The 16,931-nt window shown below is 61.2% G+C and carries 17 protein-coding genes; 11 read left to right on the forward strand and 6 right to left on the reverse strand.

Annotated features, from left to right (window positions below):
• The first annotated feature begins 36 nt into the window (after positions 1-36).
• From mutY to L4923_RS14805, 3 genes are read left to right on the forward strand one after another with little or no spacing between them, the layout of a single operon-like run.
• Positions 37-1,161 carry an A/G-specific adenine glycosylase gene (gene mutY, locus L4923_RS14795; RefSeq protein ID WP_239366330.1) on the forward strand — a complete coding sequence of 375 codons (1,125 nt, stop codon included), beginning with the start codon at positions 37-39 and terminating at the stop codon, positions 1,159-1,161.
• Positions 1,158-1,769 carry an HAD family hydrolase gene (locus tag L4923_RS14800; protein WP_239366331.1) on the forward strand — a complete coding sequence of 204 codons (612 nt, stop codon included), beginning with the start codon at positions 1,158-1,160 and terminating at the stop codon, positions 1,767-1,769. Before mutY ends, L4923_RS14800 begins: the two co-directional genes overlap by 4 nt.
• Positions 1,766-2,128, forward strand: a complete 363-nt coding sequence (locus L4923_RS14805) for a nuclear transport factor 2 family protein (protein WP_239366332.1) — start codon at positions 1,766-1,768, stop codon at positions 2,126-2,128. The genes L4923_RS14800 and L4923_RS14805 overlap by 4 nt, the downstream gene beginning before the upstream one ends.
• 2 nt (positions 2,129-2,130) lie before the next feature.
• Here L4923_RS14805 and L4923_RS14810 read toward each other — a convergent pair whose 3' ends face one another.
• Positions 2,131-3,264, reverse strand: coding sequence for a site-specific DNA-methyltransferase (locus L4923_RS14810; protein WP_239366334.1), 1,134 nt, complete (start codon positions 3,262-3,264; stop codon positions 2,131-2,133).
• A 146-nt stretch (positions 3,265-3,410) separates the two neighbouring features.
• Here L4923_RS14810 and L4923_RS14815 point away from each other — a divergent pair, with 146 nt between their 5' ends.
• Positions 3,411-4,100 carry an HAD family hydrolase gene (locus L4923_RS14815; RefSeq protein ID WP_239366336.1) on the forward strand — a complete coding sequence of 230 codons (690 nt, stop codon included), beginning with the start codon at positions 3,411-3,413 and terminating at the stop codon, positions 4,098-4,100.
• Positions 4,101-4,166: 66 nt separating this feature from the next.
• On the opposite strand, the gene L4923_RS14820 is transcribed toward L4923_RS14815, so the two are convergent.
• Complete coding sequence (locus tag L4923_RS14820) at positions 4,167-4,940, reverse strand: hypothetical protein (RefSeq protein ID WP_239366338.1); 774 nt, start codon at positions 4,938-4,940, stop codon at positions 4,167-4,169.
• 139 nt (positions 4,941-5,079) lie between these two features.
• Between L4923_RS14820 and thrC the strand changes: the two genes are divergently transcribed.
• From thrC to L4923_RS14840, 4 genes are all read left to right on the forward strand, one after another.
• A complete protein-coding gene (gene thrC, locus L4923_RS14825; protein ID WP_239366340.1) occupies positions 5,080-6,477 on the forward strand; it encodes a threonine synthase in 1,398 nt (465 codons plus the stop codon).
• A gap of 14 nt (positions 6,478-6,491) precedes the next feature.
• Positions 6,492-7,784, forward strand: a complete 1,293-nt coding sequence (locus L4923_RS14830; RefSeq protein ID WP_239366342.1) for a M16 family metallopeptidase — start codon at positions 6,492-6,494, stop codon at positions 7,782-7,784.
• 15 nt (positions 7,785-7,799) lie between these two features.
• Positions 7,800-8,396 carry a GNAT family N-acetyltransferase gene (locus L4923_RS14835; protein WP_239366344.1) on the forward strand — a complete coding sequence of 199 codons (597 nt, stop codon included), beginning with the start codon at positions 7,800-7,802 and terminating at the stop codon, positions 8,394-8,396.
• Between the two features lie 159 nt (positions 8,397-8,555).
• Positions 8,556-11,390, forward strand: a complete 2,835-nt coding sequence (locus L4923_RS14840) for an EAL domain-containing protein (protein ID WP_425530950.1) — start codon at positions 8,556-8,558, stop codon at positions 11,388-11,390.
• A 25-nt stretch (positions 11,391-11,415) separates the two neighbouring features.
• Here L4923_RS14840 and L4923_RS14845 read toward each other — a convergent pair whose 3' ends face one another.
• Positions 11,416-12,024, reverse strand: a complete 609-nt coding sequence (locus L4923_RS14845) for a YqgE/AlgH family protein (protein WP_239366525.1) — start codon at positions 12,022-12,024, stop codon at positions 11,416-11,418.
• A 148-nt stretch (positions 12,025-12,172) separates the two neighbouring features.
• Here L4923_RS14845 and L4923_RS14850 point away from each other — a divergent pair, with 148 nt between their 5' ends.
• From L4923_RS14850 to aac(3), 3 genes are all read left to right on the forward strand, one after another.
• Positions 12,173-12,976, forward strand: coding sequence for a protein-disulfide reductase DsbD domain-containing protein (locus tag L4923_RS14850; RefSeq protein WP_239366346.1), 804 nt, complete (start codon positions 12,173-12,175; stop codon positions 12,974-12,976).
• Positions 12,977-13,063: 87 nt separating this feature from the next.
• Positions 13,064-13,549: a peroxiredoxin gene (locus L4923_RS14855; protein WP_239366348.1), complete on the forward strand. Its 486-nt coding sequence runs from the start codon at positions 13,064-13,066 to the stop codon at positions 13,547-13,549.
• A gap of 21 nt (positions 13,550-13,570) precedes the next feature.
• Entirely contained in the window at positions 13,571-14,386 is an 816-nt protein-coding gene (gene aac(3), locus L4923_RS14860) for an aminoglycoside 3-N-acetyltransferase (protein WP_239366351.1), read from the forward strand.
• A gap of 19 nt (positions 14,387-14,405) precedes the next feature.
• On the opposite strand, the gene rnhA is transcribed toward aac(3), so the two are convergent.
• Genes rnhA through ispH form a run of 3 tightly spaced genes read right to left on the reverse strand, consistent with a single transcriptional unit; the run spans position 14,406 to position 16,854 of the window.
• Positions 14,406-14,885 carry a ribonuclease HI gene (rnhA, locus tag L4923_RS14865; protein WP_239366354.1) on the reverse strand — a complete coding sequence of 160 codons (480 nt, stop codon included), beginning with the start codon at positions 14,883-14,885 and terminating at the stop codon, positions 14,406-14,408.
• Positions 14,882-15,844: a homoserine kinase gene (locus L4923_RS14870; protein WP_239366357.1), complete on the reverse strand. Its 963-nt coding sequence runs from the start codon at positions 15,842-15,844 to the stop codon at positions 14,882-14,884. The genes rnhA and L4923_RS14870 overlap by 4 nt, the downstream gene beginning before the upstream one ends.
• Positions 15,844-16,854: a 4-hydroxy-3-methylbut-2-enyl diphosphate reductase gene (gene ispH / locus L4923_RS14875; RefSeq protein WP_239366360.1), complete on the reverse strand. Its 1,011-nt coding sequence runs from the start codon at positions 16,852-16,854 to the stop codon at positions 15,844-15,846. The genes L4923_RS14870 and ispH overlap by 1 nt, the downstream gene beginning before the upstream one ends.
• Positions 16,855-16,931 lie beyond the last annotated feature (77 nt).

The following is a 16,931-nucleotide window of genomic DNA, read 5'->3' on the forward strand; positions in this document are numbered from 1 at the left end:
GACAGCAGGACCGGCCGAACCGCATCCCAACGATCAATGACACCGCCAGACCACAGCCGCAAGCCCGCATATGACAGCGGGACCGATATCGCTGCCCGCCTGCTTGGCTGGTATGACGCGCATCATCGCGACCTGCCCTGGCGCGTGTCGCCACGCGACCAGGCCAGAGGCGTTGAGCCAGACCCCTACCGGGTCTGGCTGTCGGAAGTGATGCTTCAACAGACCACGGTCGAGGCGGTCAAGGCCTATTTCCAAGCCTTTCTTGAGCGCTGGCCCACAGTCGAGGCGCTTGGCGCCGCAAGTTCCGATGATGTGATGAAAGCCTGGGCGGGACTTGGTTATTATTCGCGGGCGCGCAACCTGAAAGCATGTGCCGACCAGATCACGTCGCAAGATGGACGTTTTCCAGACACTGAAGCCGGACTGCGGGCCCTGCCCGGCATTGGCGCCTACACCGCCGCAGCAATTGCTGCCATCGCCTTCAAGCGCCCTGCGGCAGTGGTCGACGGTAATGTCGAGCGTGTCGTCTCGCGACTGTTTTCAATCGAGACGCCTTTGCCGCTCGCCAAGCCGGAAATCCGTGCCCATGTCGAAAAGATGCTGTCGCAAGAAAGGCCTGGCGACTTTGCGCAGGCCATGATGGACCTCGGCGCTACCATCTGCACGCCGCGGCGGCCCCGCTGCATGTTATGCCCGCTGCGCCAGGATTGCAGCGCGATCCTTTCCGGTGATCCGGAATTCTACCCGGTGAAACTCGCCAAGCCGGAGAAGCCTTCGCGTCGCGGTGCGGCTTACGTGGCTATTCGCCACGACGGCGCCATCCTGCTGCGCAAGCGCCCCGAAAAGGGCCTGCTAGGCGGCATGACCGAGGTGCCGACCAGCGATTGGACGGCGCGTATCGACGGCGCAACCGGAATGGACGCAGCGCCCTTTTCGGCGAATTGGCGCCCCTGTGGCATCATCAACCACGTCTTCACCCATTTTGCCCTGGAGCTTGCGGTCTATTCCGCACAGGTCGATTTCACCGTTGCTCCGCAAGGTTTCTTCTGGTCCCGCCCAGGCTGGATCAATGACGAGGCCTTGCCCACTGTCATGAAAAAAGCAATCGAAGCGGCTATGCCCGGCTCCACCCAGAAGGGTCCGCACAAGAGGAAAGCATGACCGAAATTCGCCACATCGTCTTCGACATCGGCAAGGTATTGTTGCACTACGATCCGAGCCTGCCATTCAGCCGGCTGATCCCAGACGCAGCGGAGCGGCAGTGGTTCTTCGACAATGTCTGCACGAGCGACTGGAATGTGGAACAGGATCGCGGCCGCACCTGGGAAGAGGCGGAAGGCTTGCTGCTCGTTCAGCACCCCAGCCACGCCGAGAACATCCGCAATTTCCGCCGCCATTGGCATGAGATGATCCCGCATGCCTATGATGACAGCGTCGCGTTGATGGAAGCCCTGATCGATGGCGGCCGCGACGTTACCATGTTGACCAACTTTGCTTCCGACACGTTCCGGGAGGCGCAGGAGCGCTTCACATTCTTGAAGCGGCCGCGCGGCGTCACTGTTTCTGGCGACATAAAACTGATCAAACCGGACCGCGCCATCTACGACCATCACGTCAAGTCTTTTGGCCTCCAACCGGCGGCAACGCTGTTCATCGACGACAGCCAGAAGAATGTTGACGGCGCCAAGGATGCGGGGTGGCAGGCAGTGCTGTTCACCGATGCCGCGACCCTAAGGAGCGACCTCGCGGAGCGGGGAATAGAAGCATGAGCGTCGTCCACGACCCGGCCGAGACGCTCGCGCGGTTCCACGAGGTCACCAACGCGCAGGATTTCGCCGCCATCGAGGCCATGTTCGCGCCTGATGTCGTCTATATTTCGCAAGGGGTTGGCGGACGTATCGAAGGGCGGGATGCCGTCATGGCAGCCTTCCGCGCCTATTTCGAGGAATATCCGGACCAGGAAGCGGAAGACAAGAAGCTGGAAGCGCTGTCATCAAACAGCGCACGCTCCGAATGGTCGCTCACAGGGACCAGCACAAAGACCGGGGTGTGGCGGGAACGGCACGGCGCCGAGACCATCACCCTTAACGGTAATGGCCTGATCGTCCGGGTGGACGTGGAGGGCTAGGGCTAAGCCCCCGCCCGCTCCATGCCAAGCCTTGCGATCTTGCGCAATTCGTCGATCGGGGTAAGCCCGCCGGCCCGTTCGTAATGCCAGAAGGTCCAGCCATTGCAGGCGTCGAGCCCCTGTACCTCGGCGCCAATCTTATGAATGGACCCGGCGCTGTCACCGATGGCCAGTGTGCCGTCGGCGCGCACCTTGGCCGACCAGCGACGCTTGGCGTCATAAAGCGTGGTGCCGGCCTTGACCAGGCCGTTGTCGATCAGGCTGATGAAGGCGACACGCGGCTCGGCGCGCTTGCCGGCCAGTACGGTAAGATCAGCACCTTCCAACGGTTTCACCGACGCGATGCGTTCGTAAGCGGCGTCGATATAGGCCTGCTCGCGCTCGATGCCGACGAAATGGCGACCGAGACGTTTGGCCACCGCGCCGGTGGTGCCTGAGCCGAAGAACGGGTCGAGCACGACATCGCCCGGCCTGGTCGATGCCAGCATGATACGGGCTAGCAGTGCCTCCGGCTTTTGCGTCGGGTGCAGCTTGTCGCCGTTGTCGTCCTTCAGCCGTTCCGCACCTGTGCAGATCGGGAACAGCCAGTCGGAGCGCATCTGAACGTCGTCGTTGGCGGCCTTCAGCGCTTCGTAGTTGAAGGTGTAGCCCTTGGACTTCTGGTCGCGCGATGCCCAGATCATCGTCTCATGGGCATTCTGGAAACGCCGGCCGCGGAAGTTCGGCATCGGATTTGTCTTGCGCCAGACGATATCGTTGAGGATCCAGAAGCCGAGATCCTGCATCTTCGCCCCGACGCGGAAGATGTTGTGATAGGAGCCAATCACCCAAATGGTGCCGTTCGGCTTCAGAACCCGCCGTGCCGCGAGCAGCCAGGCGCGGGTGAAGGCATCATAAGCCTCGAAACTCTCGAACTGGTCCCAATGGTCGTCGACCGCGTCGACCTTGGACTGGTCAGGCCGATGCAATGTGCCTTCAAGCTGAAGATTGTAGGGGGGATCGGCAAAGATCACATCAACCGACTTCGCCGGCAGGCGGTCGAGCGCGGCGACGCAATCCCCTTTCAGGATCGTATCCAGCCATTCGGACTGCTGAGGGGTATGGGAAAGTTCGTCGAGAGGACGCACGGCAGACATGCAGATTACCCCGGGGCACGCGTTACATTTACCAGCCGTTATGGTTACCGTTCAGAGTAAATATTTCATGAAGTGAAGGCGTGATTTGCCGCCCACGGGAGCTTGGTGTATGCCGCGCCGGCCTCCCCTTCTGCAGATGGACCGAAATGCCCCAGCCAGATCTTGTCATTTTCGATTGCGACGGCGTGCTCGTCGATTCCGAAATCCTCGCCGCGCGTGTCGAGGCCGAACTGATAACCGAAGCGGGCTTCGAAATCAGTGCCGAGGAGATTGCCGAGACCTATGCCGGTCTCACCTTCAAGGACATCATGCTGGCGATCGAGCACAAGGCGAATATCCCTTTCCAGGCGTCGCTGATCACACGGGCGGAAGAGCTGGTCGACCGCAAGCTGCGATCGGAGGTTCGCGCCATCGACGGCGTGCATCAGGCCGTCGCCTCGGTGACGGCGCCGCGCTGCATCTGTTCAAATTCGCGCTCGGAACGCATCGCTTTCATGCTGGAAAAGGTCCGGCTTCTGCCGCTGTTCGAAGGTCGCATCTTTTCCGCGCTCGAAACACCGTCGAAGAAAACCAAGCCGGCGCCGGACGTTTTCCTACATGCCGCACAAGTGCTCAAGGCCGATCCCGCGAACACCTTCGTGATCGAAGACTCCGCCCATGGCATCTATGGCGCCCGCGCTGCCGGCATGCGTGTGATCGGGTTCACCGGCGCGGCGCACAGCTATCCCGGCCACGCCGATATCCTGACCGAGGCTGGCGCCGAGACGGTGATCAACCGCTGGTCGGATCTGAAAAGCGTGCTTGCGGCACTGTCGGAATGGTCGCAGGACGCCTGACATACGCAGCAGCCAAAGAAAAAGGGGCCGATGCCCCTTTTTTAAGCCTCTTTTTCGGCCTGCGCCTCAGCGCGGAATATCCGAGATCGTGGTCTGGCTTCCCTGGGCAGGTGCCGGCGCATTCGCGACAGGAGGAGCCTTCGGCTTCGGCCTGCGCACACGACGTTTGACCGGCTGCTCTTCGTCCGATTTCTGCACCTTCTTAGGCCCTTCGTCGAAACCGGCGAAGGCCTGATAGCTTGCGGCGGTCGGTTCGGGGACCGAAACGTTTGAGTCGTTCAGCACGAACTGGGTGGCCGTGGATGTGTCGGAGACCTGCACCTTGTGCTGGTACATTTGCGAATAGAGAACCTTGTCGCCTTCGACAACGGCGATGCGGATCGGCAAGGTGATGGTGCCAGGAGTTGCCGTCGGCCCCGGCACGATGCGCCCGGCCACCGCAATCTTCATTTTCAGCATACCGTTCTCGCGGGTGCAGTCGCGCGTCACGTCGCCGATCGAGGCCTGATAGGCGAGACGGGCGGAATCGTCCTGCGTCGTGTCGGTTGCGACCGCAGGTTCCTGACCCTTGGGTGCCTTTGGCTTCGCACCAGCCTTGCCATAGGTGCTGTAAACTGCGGTGCCTTCGCGGAGCGTCACCTTCGGACAATAAGCCCGCAGATCGGAGGCCTTGACCTTGGCAACCTCGGCATTGATCGCGGCGTCGTCCTTCTTGCCCACGCCCAGGAACCCGCCACCGGAACCGCCGCCGTCGCTCGATTGGCAGCCTGCGACGATCAGCATAAAGCCCATGGAAACGAAACCCGCGACAAAGCGGCTATTGGACGAACGAAACACCATAAAAAGCAGTTCCCTCACGCGAAGCAGGCGACCTATAGCAACGAGACGGCAAAAATGCGACTGAGGGCGCGCACAAATCCACGTCTTAGCCTGAATATCGGCAAAGAGCTGGAATGTTAACTGAAGTGGAAAGTCGACGATGCGCTATGTGAGTACCCGCGGAGAGGCCCCCGCGCTCGGTTTTTCGGACGCCGTATTGGCTGGCCTGGCGCGTGACGGCGGGCTTTACGTGCCCGAGGCCTGGCCGCATTTCTCGCCCGCCGAAATCAAAGCCATGCGTGGTCTTTCCTATGCAGATCTTGCCATCCGCGTACTCACGCCCTTCCTCGGCGGCGAAATCGCGCCGGCGGTATTCGAGAGGCTGGTGCGCGAAGCCTATGCTGCGTTTCGTCATGACGCGGTCTGCCCGTTGATCCAGACCGGCCCGAACACTTTCGTCCTTGAGCTCTTCCACGGCCCGACCCTCGCCTTCAAGGATGTCGCCATGCAGTTGCTGGCGAGACTGATGGACCATGTGCTTGCCGAGCGTGGCGAGCGCGCGACCATCGTCGGTGCCACGTCAGGTGATACCGGTGGCGCCGCCATCGAGGCCTTTGCCGGTCGCGAACGCACCGACATCGTCATCCTCTTCCCTAATGGACGCGTATCGCCCGTCCAACAGCGGCAGATGACGACCTCGACGGCCGCCAACGTGCATGCGCTCGCGATCGAGGGGAATTTCGACGACTGCCAGGGCTTGCTGAAGGACATGTTCAACGACCATGGCTTCCGCGACGCGGTCTCGTTGTCGGGGGTAAATTCGATCAACTGGGCGCGTATCATGGCCCAGATCGTGTATTATTTCTCTTCCGCCCTCTCGCTCGGCGCCCCGGACCGGCCGGTGTCCTTCACCGTACCGACCGGCAATTTCGGCGACATCTTCGCCGGATATGCCGCCAAACGCATGGGACTGCCGATCGAGCGGCTTGTAATCGCCACCAACGACAACGACATCCTGGCGCGCACGCTTTCCAGCGGAGAATACCGGATGAAGGGCGTTGTCGCGACGACTTCTCCGTCAATGGACATCCAGGTGTCCTCGAATTTCGAGCGATTGCTGTTCGAGGTTTCAGAACGCAACACCGAGACGGTGCGCCGCTACATGAATTCGCTGAAGCAATCCGGAGCCTTCACCATCGAGGCAAACGGGCTTGCACGCATCCGCGCAGAATTCGACGCCGGGCGCGCGACTCAGGCTGACGTCGCCGAGACGATCCGCGCCACGCTTGCCCGCTCGAACTATCTGCTCGATCCCCATACGGCATCGGGCGTTCATGTCGCCGGCTTGCAATCTGCCGGCAACACTCCGATGATCGTGCTCGGTACCGCGCATCCTGCGAAATTCCCGGCAGCCGTGGAAGAGGCTAGCGGAATCCACCCTGCCCTGCCGTCATGGCTTGCCGACTTAATGAATTCGGAGGAAAAATATGCGGTACTTCCATCGGACCTGAAAATGGTGGAAGATTATGTTCGTCGCCGCTCCCGGGCGGCGCGTTAGGGAGTTTTAGCTATATGGGTGTTGAGGTAAGCCGTCTGTCGAACGGCCTGACAGTCGCCACCGAAACCCTTCCAAGCATCGAATCCGTCGCTCTCGGCGCCTGGGTCAAGTCCGGGGCCCGCAACGAGCGCGACGATGAGCATGGAATGGCCCACCTGCTTGAGCATATGGCATTCAAGGGCACCAAAAGGCGCTCCGCCTTCGAGATCGCCTCGGAAATCGAGAATGTCGGCGGCGAGATCAATGCCGCCACCAGCGTCGAGACAACATCCTTCTATGCCCGCGTGCTGTCGGACGACGTGCCCCTGGCGGTCGATATCCTGGCAGACATCCTGCAGGAGTCGGAATTCGACCCCCAGGAATTGGAGCGGGAGCAGAACGTCATCCTGCAGGAGATCGGCGCTGCGCACGACACGCCCGATGACATCGTCTTCGATCGCTTCACTGAAACGGCCTTCCGCCATCAAACGATCGGCCGCTCGATCCTGGGTACACCGGAAACGGTGAAGTCCTTCACGTCGAAGCAGTTACACAATTTCATGGAACGCCAATACGGCGCCGAGCGCATGGTCATGGTCGCTGCCGGCGACGTGAAGCATGACGATTTTGTGCGCGAGGTGGAAAGCAAACTCGGCTCGTTCCGGTCCAAAGCCGAAAACACCGCTCCGCAGTACGCCCAGTATGTCGGTGGGGATTTCCGCGAAGACCGCGACCTGATGGACGCGCAGATCGTGTTGGGTTTCGAGGGGCGTGCCTATCACGTACGCGACTTCTATGCCTCGCAGGTCCTGTCGATGATCCTCGGCGGCGGCATGTCGTCACGCCTGTTCCAGGAGGTGCGCGAAAAGCGCGGCCTTTGCTATTCGGTCTATGCATTTCATTGGGGCTTCTCGGACACTGGCGTCTTCGGCGTCCATGCAGCGACTGGCCAGAACGATATCGCTGAACTGGTGCCGGTCATCGTGCGCGAGTTGCAGCGGGCAGGACAGGACATTTCCCAAGAGGAGCTCGACCGGGCGCGCGCGCAATACCGCGCCGGCCTCATCATGTCGGCGGAAAGCCCCGCCAGCCGTGCATCGCAGATCGCGCGCCAACTGCTTCTCTTCGGTCGTCCCATCCCCAAGGAAGAGCTGATGGAGCGGCTTGGCGCGCTGACGACCGAGCGCCTGACCGATCTTTCGTCACGCCTGTTCTCAACGCGACCGACACTGGCCGCTGTCGGCCCGGTGGGCTCGCTGGCGCCCTACGAGGCGGTTCTCGACCAGCTTCCGGGCATCGAGGTCGCGGCCCGGAAGCTCGCCGGCTGATTCTGGCTCACCGCCATGTTCGCCCTTCCTTTCTTTCGCCGGGACCTGCCGGTACTGAAGGGCGAGAAGGTGATGTTGCGCGTGCCCGTGACGAACGACTATCGCGAGTGGGCAGCATTGCGCGGAGAGAGTCGCGCTTTCCTTGAGCGATGGGAACCACGCTGGGCACCTGATGAGCTCGACCGCACCGCCTGGCGTCACCGCATCGGCCGTTACCGCGAGGATTATGCACAGGGAACGGCGATCGCCTTTTTCATTTTCGACCGAACGACCGGCAAGCTCGCGGGCGGCATCACGCTCGGCAACATCCGCCATGGCGTCGCGCAAAGCGGGCATGTCGGCTACTGGATCGGGCAGCGTTATGCCGGCCGCGGCATGATGACCGACGCCGTGAAGCTGTTGATCCGCTTTGCCTTCGATACACTCAAGTTGCACCGGATCGAAGCAGCCTGTATTCCCGACAACATTCGTTCCATCCGCGTGCTTGAAAAAGCCGGATTCCAGCGTGAAGGACTGGCGCGCTCCTATCTTCGCATCAACGGAGCGTGGCAAGACCACTATCTTTATGCCCGGATCGCCGACGATCCGCCGGCATCCGCTACGAAGGGCTGATTTTTGACGAAACTCCTGCGAAACGGATCGATGTTAGAGCGTTTCCGTTTTTCACGGAAACGCGGAAACGCTCTAACTCTTTGTTTTTGCGCAATTCCGGACGGAAAACCGTTACACACTTTTCCTGGAATTGCTCTGGCTTTCGTCCTCGCGACGATCGTGACGCTTTTCGCCGCCGCTTCCGCCTATGCCGTGGAACCGATCAAGATTTCCCGCGACGATGTCGCGCTCGACCTTTCTGGCGCGGTGGAAATCTACCGCAATCAGGGTGAGAATTTTCAGGTGTCGACCGCTCCCGGCTCCGACGGCATCGTCCGGCGAATCGAGGTCGAAGCCAATGATGCCCGCTCGACCGGCGACTGGGCGGTCTTCGCACTGGCCAACACCACCGACGACGTGATCGACCGCCTCATCGTCGCGCCGCATTTCCGCCTGGTGAAGTCGGGGATCTTCTGGCCGGATCTGGGCTCCACGCGAATCGCTGCGATCACTCCATCCGAAGGCTTTGCGCTGGACAAGCAGGCAAGTCCGGACGCTGACGTCTTCCGCGTGACGCTGAACCCCGGTTCCGTCGTCACCTTCATCGCCGAACTTGCCTCACCAAAGTTGCCACAGGTCTATCTGTGGGAGCCCGAGGCCTATAAGGACACCGTCAATTCCTACACGCTTTACCGTGGCATCGTCATCGGCATCGCCGGCCTTCTGGCGCTGTTCCTGACCATCCTGTTCGTGGTCAAGGGAACCTCGCTGTTTCCCGCCACGGCAGCCCTGGCCTGGGCGGTGCTGGCCTATATCTGCATCGACTTCGGCTTCCTCGCCAAGATCATTCAGGTCGCGCCCGGTTCCGAACAGGTCTGGCGTGCCGGCGCGGAGGTCGCGTTGGCAACCACCTTCGTCGTCTTCCTCTTCACCTATCTGAATTTGAACCGCTGGCATGGCCATTTCAGCTACGGGGCGCTCGTCTGGATCCTGGGATTGGCGGCCATTGCAGGCATCGCCATCATCGACCCGGCAATTGCGGCCGGCATCGCTCGTATCTCCTTTGCCGCCACGGCCGTCACCGGCCTGGGACTGATCATCTTCCTCGGCCTGCGCGGTTACGACCGCGCCATCATGCTCATCCCCAGTTGGGTTATGGTCTTGTTATGGGCCACAGGCTCTTGGATGGCGATCACCGGCCTGCTCGACAACGACATCGTCCAGCCTGCTCTCGGCGGCGGGCTGATCCTGGTGATCCTGCTGATCGGCTTCACGGTGATGCAGCATGCCTTCGCAGGCGGTGCATTGCATCAAGGCCTCTTCTCCGACCTCGAGCGCCAGGCGCTCGCGGTCGCCGGGTCCGGCGATACGGTATGGGACTGGGATGTTCTGCGGGACCGTGTCGTCACGCGCCCCGATGTCAGCCTGCAGCTCGGCCTCGCCCCAGGCAGCCTGGGTGGCGCAGCCCGCAACTGGCTACCCGTGCTCCACTCGGACGATCGAGACACGTTCCGCACCACGCTCGACGTCGTACTGGAGCATCGGCGCGGACGCGTTTCGCAAAACTTCCGCCTGCGCGGCGCCGACGGCCATTATCACTGGTTCGCATTGAGGGCACGTCCGGTCATCGGCTCCGATGGTGAGGTCATCCGCTGCGTAGGGACCATGGTCGACGTGACCGAGCAGAAGAAATCCGAAGAGCGGCTGCTGCACGACGCCGTACACGATAATCTGACCGGCCTGCCCAACCGCGAACTGTTCATGAACCGGCTCGAGGCGATCATTTCAATCGCCCGTACCGAGGACAAGGTACGTCCAACCGTCTTCGTCATCGACATCGACCGCTTCAAGCAGGTCAATGACGGGCTCGGCATCTCGGCGGGCGACACCATTCTGCTGACCGTGGCGCGCCGCCTGCACCGCCTTCTCAAGCCGAAAGACTCGCTGTCGCGTTTTGCCGGCGACCAGTTCGCGCTGATGCTGCTTTCCGAGCAGGATCCTGCCCGCATCGCCGCCATGGCAGACGCCATCAAACACGCGATCAGCTCGCCGATCACCTTCGCCAAGCGCGAGATCGTGCTGACCGCGTCCGTCGGCTTGATCACCTGGACCTCCGACCAGACCTCCGCCGAGGAGTTGGTCAAGGATGCGGAACTCGCCATGCACCAGGCCAAACGCTTCGGTGGCGACCGCATCGAACCGTTCCGGCCGGCCTTCCGCACCGTTGGCACCGACCGTCTGCAATTCGAATCCGATCTGCGCCGCGCCATAGAACGGCGCGAATTCACCCTCGCCTATCAGCCGATCGTGCGGTTGGAAGATTACAGCGTCGCAGGTTTCGAAGCCCTGTTGCGCTGGGATCATCCACGCCGGGGCATGATTCCGCCGGCCGATTTCATTCCCGTGGCCGAGAGCTGCGGCCTCATCGTGCAACTCGGCCTCTTCGCCATGCAGAAAGCCGCGGAAGACCTGGCAAGCTGGCAAAAACACATTGGCGATACGCCGCTTTCGGTTTCGGTCAATCTTTCCAGCCGCCAGCTTATCCGCCGCGATCTTGTCACGGACGTGCGTTCGGTCATCGCGCGCGCGGGCCTGAAACCGCGGTGTCTGAGGCTCGAACTCACCGAATCCCTGGTGATGGACAATCCCGAGCAGGCCGCCCATGTGCTGAACAAGCTGAAGCAGCTCGGCATCGGGCTGTCGCTCGACGATTTCGGCACCGGCTATTCGTCCTTGTCGTACCTCACCCGTTTCCCCTTCGACACGATCAAGATCGACAAGAGCTTCATCGACGACACCTCACCCAAGCGCGCGGTGCTGCTGCGTTCGATGGTCAACATGGCGCACGAGCTCGGCCTGGCGGTGGTCGCGGAAGGCATCTCCGACCAGAGCGACGCGTTGGAGCTTCGTCAGATGGGGTGCGAATATGTGCAGAGTTTCATGTTTGGCGCACCGATGAACGGCGATGCCGTTATCAAGCTGTTGCGTGAACAATATCCCCTGACGCAGGCATAAGCTCGCAGGCAGCGCCGAGACCCGATCAGGCGTGGCCGGCTGCCTGGCTGAAGTGGGCAAGATCGATGCCTATCGTAGCAAGCGCCCGGTCATATTTGCCCTCGATGTCGGGATCGAACAGCAAGTCGGGTGTCGCCGGGCAGGTAAGCCAGCCATTTTCGGCGATTTCTCCCTCGAGCTGACCGGCGCCCCAGCCGGAGTAGCCGAGCGTCATCAGCGCCTGGCGTGGACCACGTCCGGCGGAAATGGCGCGCAAGATGTCGACCGTGGCCGTGAGACAGATGTCTTCTGACACCGGCAACGAGGATTCGACGCGGTAGTCACCGGTGTGCAGGACAAAACCGCGGCTGCGATCCACCGGCCCGCCATTGCGCACGACGAAGTCGCGCGTCTGCCTTGGCAGCCGGATCGCCTCCTGTTCGTTCATGATGCCAAGCTGGACCAGGAGATCGGGAAAGAGCATCTGCTGGGTCTGGTTGATGATCAGTCCCATCGCGCCTTCATCCGAATGCGCGCAGATGTAGATGACCGAACGTGCGAACCGCTCGTCCTTCATGCCGGGCATGGCGATGAGGAACTGATCGTCGAGAAAGCCGCTTTTACCGGCCGCATTCTTGTGGCGTAAAAGGTCCATAAGCGAAGGTAACGCGTTTCCGGCACGCTTGAAAGATGCCATTGGTGCAATTCGCGGTGGTCCCAACGCGTAAGCCTCACACAAAAATGATGGACGATATTCACCCAAAACGGTTGCACAGCCACATTTGCCCCTTCAAATCAGCCCCATGGACCTCTTGAAATTTTCGCTCGGCGTTGCCGTTCTGATGGCCACCGCCCTGCCGGCTGCCGCTTCTTCATCCCCTTGGGCGGATAGCGAGGGCGGGCGCGTTCGGCTGGTCACCACCGGAACGGCCGATGCTTCCGGCCGGCTGTCGGGCGCGCTTCATATCGAATTGAAACCCGGCTGGAAGACCTATTGGCGCGATCCCGGCGCCAGCGGCGTGCCACCGCAGATCGACATTACCAAGGCACCCGGCATAACCAAGGCGGAGTTGTCCTACCCTGCCCCCGGTCGCCACGATGACGGCTATGGCAGCTGGGCTGGTTATGATCGCACGGTCGCGCTTCCGGTGACATTCACGGTGGCGAACCCGAAAGAAAATACGGTCATCGAGGCTGGTGTGTTTCTCGGTATCTGCCAGACGATCTGTATCCCGGTGCAGGCCCAGTTGAAAGTCGACCCAGGCGTAGATGCCGGCAATGCCGAGGATGCCGAACTGGTAAAATCCGCACTGGCCTCGCTCCCTCAAAAAGCGACCGACATCTTCGGTGCGAAGACGCTGCCGGGAGAGAAAGACAAACTGATTGTCGAGGCAACCGCGCCGGGTGTCGCCAAGAGTGTCGACCTCTTCGTTGCGGGGGAACAGGGATATCTGTTCGGCGCACCGACACGGGCTGAAAAGGACGGCAAGATCGTCTTTTCGATCCCGATCCTGGGGCGTCCAGACAAGGCTGCAGAAGGCAGCGGCCTTCCCTACACGCTGACCGCTCCGTCCGGAGCCGTTGAAGGTCTATTGCCCTATCCGTGACAATCGCCAGCCGTGGCCGCATTGCGGGGTGACACGGAAGGCGCTATCGCTTGGACCTCCCTTCCCTCCCAGACAAAGAGGACTGCCATGACCATTGCCGTTGGCGAAAAGCTGCCAGAAGCCACCTTCAAGACGATGACCGACGACGGCGCCAAGGCGCTGACCACCACCGACGTCTTTGCCGGCAAGAAGGTGGTGCTGTTCGGCGTTCCGGGCGCTTTCACGCCGACCTGCAACAACAACCACTTGCCGGGTTACCTCGAGAACCGCGATGCCATCCTGTCGCGCGGCGTCGACCAGATCGCGGTCGTGGCCGTAAACGACCCATTCGTGATGGGTGCCTGGTCCCGCTTTACCGGTGGCGAAGGCAAGATCCTGTTCCTGGCGGACGGCAGCGGCGACTTCGCCAAGGCGGCAGGTCTCGACATTGATCTCAGCGCCAATGGACTTGGCCTGCGTTCCAAGCGTTTTTCGATGATCGTCGAAGACGGTACGGTCACGGCCCTCAACATTGAGGGCAATCCCGGCCAGGCAGTGGATTCGGGCGCCGCGAAGCTCCTGGAGCAGCTGTAACCGGCGATCCTCCCGGCACCGATGTCCCGACAGTTCCACACCAGAACCAGCCTGGGCGCGCAGCTACGCGCGCTCGGTCTGGCGGCAGGCGACACGGTGATGATTCATGCCGGGCTTCGGTCGGTCGGGCATATTCTGGGCGGACCTGACAGCCTGATCCGCGCCCTGCTCGACGCGACCGCTCCGGGCGGAACGGTGATGGTCTACACCGACTGGGACGACGACTATCACGAGTTGCTGGACGATGATGGTCGCATCCCCGCTGACATTCGTGAGCACATCGCACCTTTTGATCCCATGTCGTCACGGGCGAGACGCGACAATGGCGCGATTGCCGAGCTGGTGCGCACTTTTCCCGGAGCCTTGCGCAGTGGCAATCCCGGCGCATCCTGCGCAGCTGTCGGCGCAAAAGCCGCGTGGCTTACCAACGACCATCCGCTTGACTACGGCTATGGGCAGGGATCTCCCTTCGACAAGCTTGTCGAGGACGAAGGCAAGGTGCTCATGATCGGGGCGCCGCTCGATGCCATGTCCATTCTGCATCACGCCGAACATCTGGCTGATCTGCCAGGCAAGCGGATAGCCCACTTTGAAGCGCCGCTCCTGATCGACGGCAGGACGGAATGGCGCCGGTGGACGGAATTCGACACCACGGAGCCGATCGTCAGCGGTCTGTCCGACGACTATTTCGCAACGGTTGTCGAAGACTTTCTCAATGCAGGCGACGGTCATCGCGGCAAGATCGGCAATGCCGACTCGGTTCTGGTGTCGGCGCCGAAGATTGTCCGCCATGGCGTGAATTGGCTTGAGGCACGGTTCGGCAAAACGAGACGCTAAAAGCGTCGGCGGCCATCAATCAACGCCCGATGGCTGCCTTCCCGAACGCAGAACCTGAAAAACTCTTTTTGAAAGGCGCCATGCCTTCACGCGCCAGCTCATCGGCGCGTTCGTTTTCAGGATGACCGGCATGGCCCTTCACCCAATGCCACGTGACCTCGTGACGTCGATTGGCCTCGTCCAGAGCCTGCCAGAGTTCACCGTTCTTGACCGGCTTCTTGTCGGCCGTCTTCCAGCCGTTCTTCTTCCAGCCATGGATCCATTTCGAAATGCCGTCCATGACATATTTGCTGTCGGTGTAGAGATCGACCTTGCATGGCTCCTTCAGAGCGTTCAGCCCGGATATCGCCGCCAGCAACTCCATGCGATTGTTGGTCGTCTCCCCTTCGCCGCCGAAAAGCTCCTTGGTCTTGCCGTTGAAGCGGAGAATGGCGCCCCAACCGCCTGGCCCCGGATTGCCGGAACACGCTCCATCGGTAAAAACCTCGACTTGCTTCATTTCAGACCATACTCGGATGCTGAGCCGATGGCGCGATGGAAGCGCATGCGGCGGATATATTCGGTCGGATCGCGCTTGATGACCAAGCCGCCATCAGGAACGGTCAGCCAGTCGTAAAGGCGTGTCAGCATGAAGCGCAGGGCGGAGCCACGTGCCAGCATCGGCAGCGCCTCCCGCTCCTCCGGACTGAGCGGCCGCACGCTCTGGTACCCGGCCAGCAATGCCGTGCCTTTCGTGAGATTGAAGGAAAAATCCTTCTCGAAACACCAGGCATTGAGACAGGTGGCGAGGTCATAGGCGTAGAAGTCATTGCAGGCGAAGTAGAAATCGATCAGGCCCGACAACTTCTCACCGAGGAAGAAGACGTTGTCCGGGAAGAGGTCGGCATGGATGATGCCGGTCGGCAGGCCTATCGGCCAATTGCGCTCGAATTCGGCGAAATCCGCATCGACCTCGGCGGCAAGACCGGGCTCGACCTCATCCGCGCGCGAACGTGATGCCTCCCAGAGTTTGCGCCAGCCATCGATCGCCAGCGCATTGGCGCGATGCATGGCGAAATCGGCACTGGCCAGATGCATTGCGGCCAAAGCCTTGCCGACCTCGCGGCAGTGCGCGACGCCCGGCTTGCGCAACCACATGCCTTCCAGGAAAGTGATTATGACCGCCGGCCGACCGGCCAGCGTGCCGATCATGGTGCCGTCGTGGCGTTGCACCGGCAGCGGGCACGAGATGCCCTTTTTGGCGAGATGGTCCATCAGGCCCAGGAAAAAAGGCAGGTCGGCCTTTTCCACCCTCTTTTCATAAAGCGTCAGGATGAAGGAGCCAGCCGTGGTGTGCAGCAGGAAATTGGAGTTCTCGGTACCCTCGGCGATACCCTTGTAGGAAAGCAATTCGCCGGCCGGATAATCTTTGAGGAAAGCTGCAAGCTCGCCTTCGCCTACATCGGTATAGACCGCCATCACACGGTCCCGTTGACGAAGGCCATGTCGGCCGGGGTCAGTTCGACATCACGCAGCGCCCGCATCACCGGGAAATCCTCCGTTTCCGTCGCCGTCACCGCGAGATCGACAGAAACGTCGAAACGCTGGCGGAAGGCATCGATGATCTCATCGACAATGATCTCCGGCGCGGAGGCACCCGCGGAGAGACCAAGCGTCGAGATCCCCCCGATCTCATCCCACGGAATTTCAGAAGCACGCTGTACGAGAAGCGACATCGCGGCACCCGCGCGCTCCGCCACTTCGACAAGACGGCGCGAATTCGACGAATTGGGAGCACCGACGACCAGGTAGAGATCGCAGCCGGGGGCGGTCTCCTTCACCGCGTCCTGCCGGTTGGTCGTTGCGTAGCAGATCGATTCGGCGGCCGGCGCCTGCAGCGCGGGAAAACGCTCCTGCAGAGCTCGGATGATGCCGGCGGTATCTTCCACCGACAACGTCGTCTGGGTGACGAAACCCAGCGCCTCGGGATCGGCAGGTTGAAAGGAGGCCGCGTCCGCTTCCGTTTCGATCAGCGTCACCGCGCCCTCGGCCAGCTGCCCCATCGTGCCAATCACTTCAGGATGGCCGGCATGGCCGATCAGCAGGACATGACGGCCCAGCCGCTGGTGACGCATGGCCTGCTTGTGCACCTTGGACACCAATGGACAAGTGGCATCGAGATAGAAGAGATTACGCGCAACGGCATCCGCTGGAACGGATTTCGGCACGCCATGGGCAGAAAAAACCACCGGGGATTGCTTGTGCTTCTCCGGAATTTCCGAAAGCTCCTCGATGAAAACAGCACCAAGGTTCTGCAGCCCTTCGACCACGTAGCGATTATGTACGATCTCGTGCCGGACATAGACCGGCGCGCCGTATTTCTTCAATGCCAGCACCACGATCTGGATGGCTCGGTCGACGCCCGCGCAGAAGCCGCGCGGCTGACACAGCCTAATCGTGAGCGGCGGTTTAACGGCTTTGTTCAACATACTTTCCCATCGGCTGAATAGTGCGGACATGATGTCCGCTACCCCTGTCTGTCAAGGGCGACGGATGATTGCGACGC

It is taken from the genome of Terribium retamae (assembly GCF_022347545.1).
In the GTDB taxonomy this organism is placed as follows: domain Bacteria; phylum Pseudomonadota; class Alphaproteobacteria; order Rhizobiales; family Rhizobiaceae; genus Mesorhizobium; species Mesorhizobium retamae.

Coding starts and splice junctions, on each gene's coding strand:
- L4923_RS14800 (WP_239366331.1), top strand. CDS start 1,158: ATGACCGAAATTCGCCACATCGTCTTCGACATCGGCAAGGTATTGTTG.
- L4923_RS14820 (WP_239366338.1), bottom strand. CDS start 4,940: ATGGTGTTTCGTTCGTCCAATAGCCGCTTTGTCGCGGGTTTCGTTTCC.
- thrC (WP_239366340.1), top strand. CDS start 5,080: ATGCGCTATGTGAGTACCCGCGGAGAGGCCCCCGCGCTCGGTTTTTCG.
- L4923_RS14855 (WP_239366348.1), top strand. CDS start 13,064: ATGACCATTGCCGTTGGCGAAAAGCTGCCAGAAGCCACCTTCAAGACG.
- L4923_RS14870 (WP_239366357.1), bottom strand. CDS start 15,844: ATGGCGGTCTATACCGATGTAGGCGAAGGCGAGCTTGCAGCTTTCCTC.
- L4923_RS14830 (WP_239366342.1), top strand. CDS start 6,492: ATGGGTGTTGAGGTAAGCCGTCTGTCGAACGGCCTGACAGTCGCCACC.
- rnhA (WP_239366354.1), bottom strand. CDS start 14,885: ATGAAGCAAGTCGAGGTTTTTACCGATGGAGCGTGTTCCGGCAATCCG.
- L4923_RS14845 (WP_239366525.1), bottom strand. CDS start 12,024: ATGGACCTTTTACGCCACAAGAATGCGGCCGGTAAAAGCGGCTTTCTC.
- L4923_RS14805 (WP_239366332.1), top strand. CDS start 1,766: ATGAGCGTCGTCCACGACCCGGCCGAGACGCTCGCGCGGTTCCACGAG.
- ispH (WP_239366360.1), bottom strand. CDS start 16,854: ATGTTGAACAAAGCCGTTAAACCGCCGCTCACGATTAGGCTGTGTCAG.
- L4923_RS14850 (WP_239366346.1), top strand. CDS start 12,173: ATGGACCTCTTGAAATTTTCGCTCGGCGTTGCCGTTCTGATGGCCACC.
- L4923_RS14835 (WP_239366344.1), top strand. CDS start 7,800: ATGTTCGCCCTTCCTTTCTTTCGCCGGGACCTGCCGGTACTGAAGGGC.
- mutY (WP_239366330.1), top strand. CDS start 37: ATGACACCGCCAGACCACAGCCGCAAGCCCGCATATGACAGCGGGACC.
- L4923_RS14810 (WP_239366334.1), bottom strand. CDS start 3,264: ATGTCTGCCGTGCGTCCTCTCGACGAACTTTCCCATACCCCTCAGCAG.
- L4923_RS14815 (WP_239366336.1), top strand. CDS start 3,411: ATGCCCCAGCCAGATCTTGTCATTTTCGATTGCGACGGCGTGCTCGTC.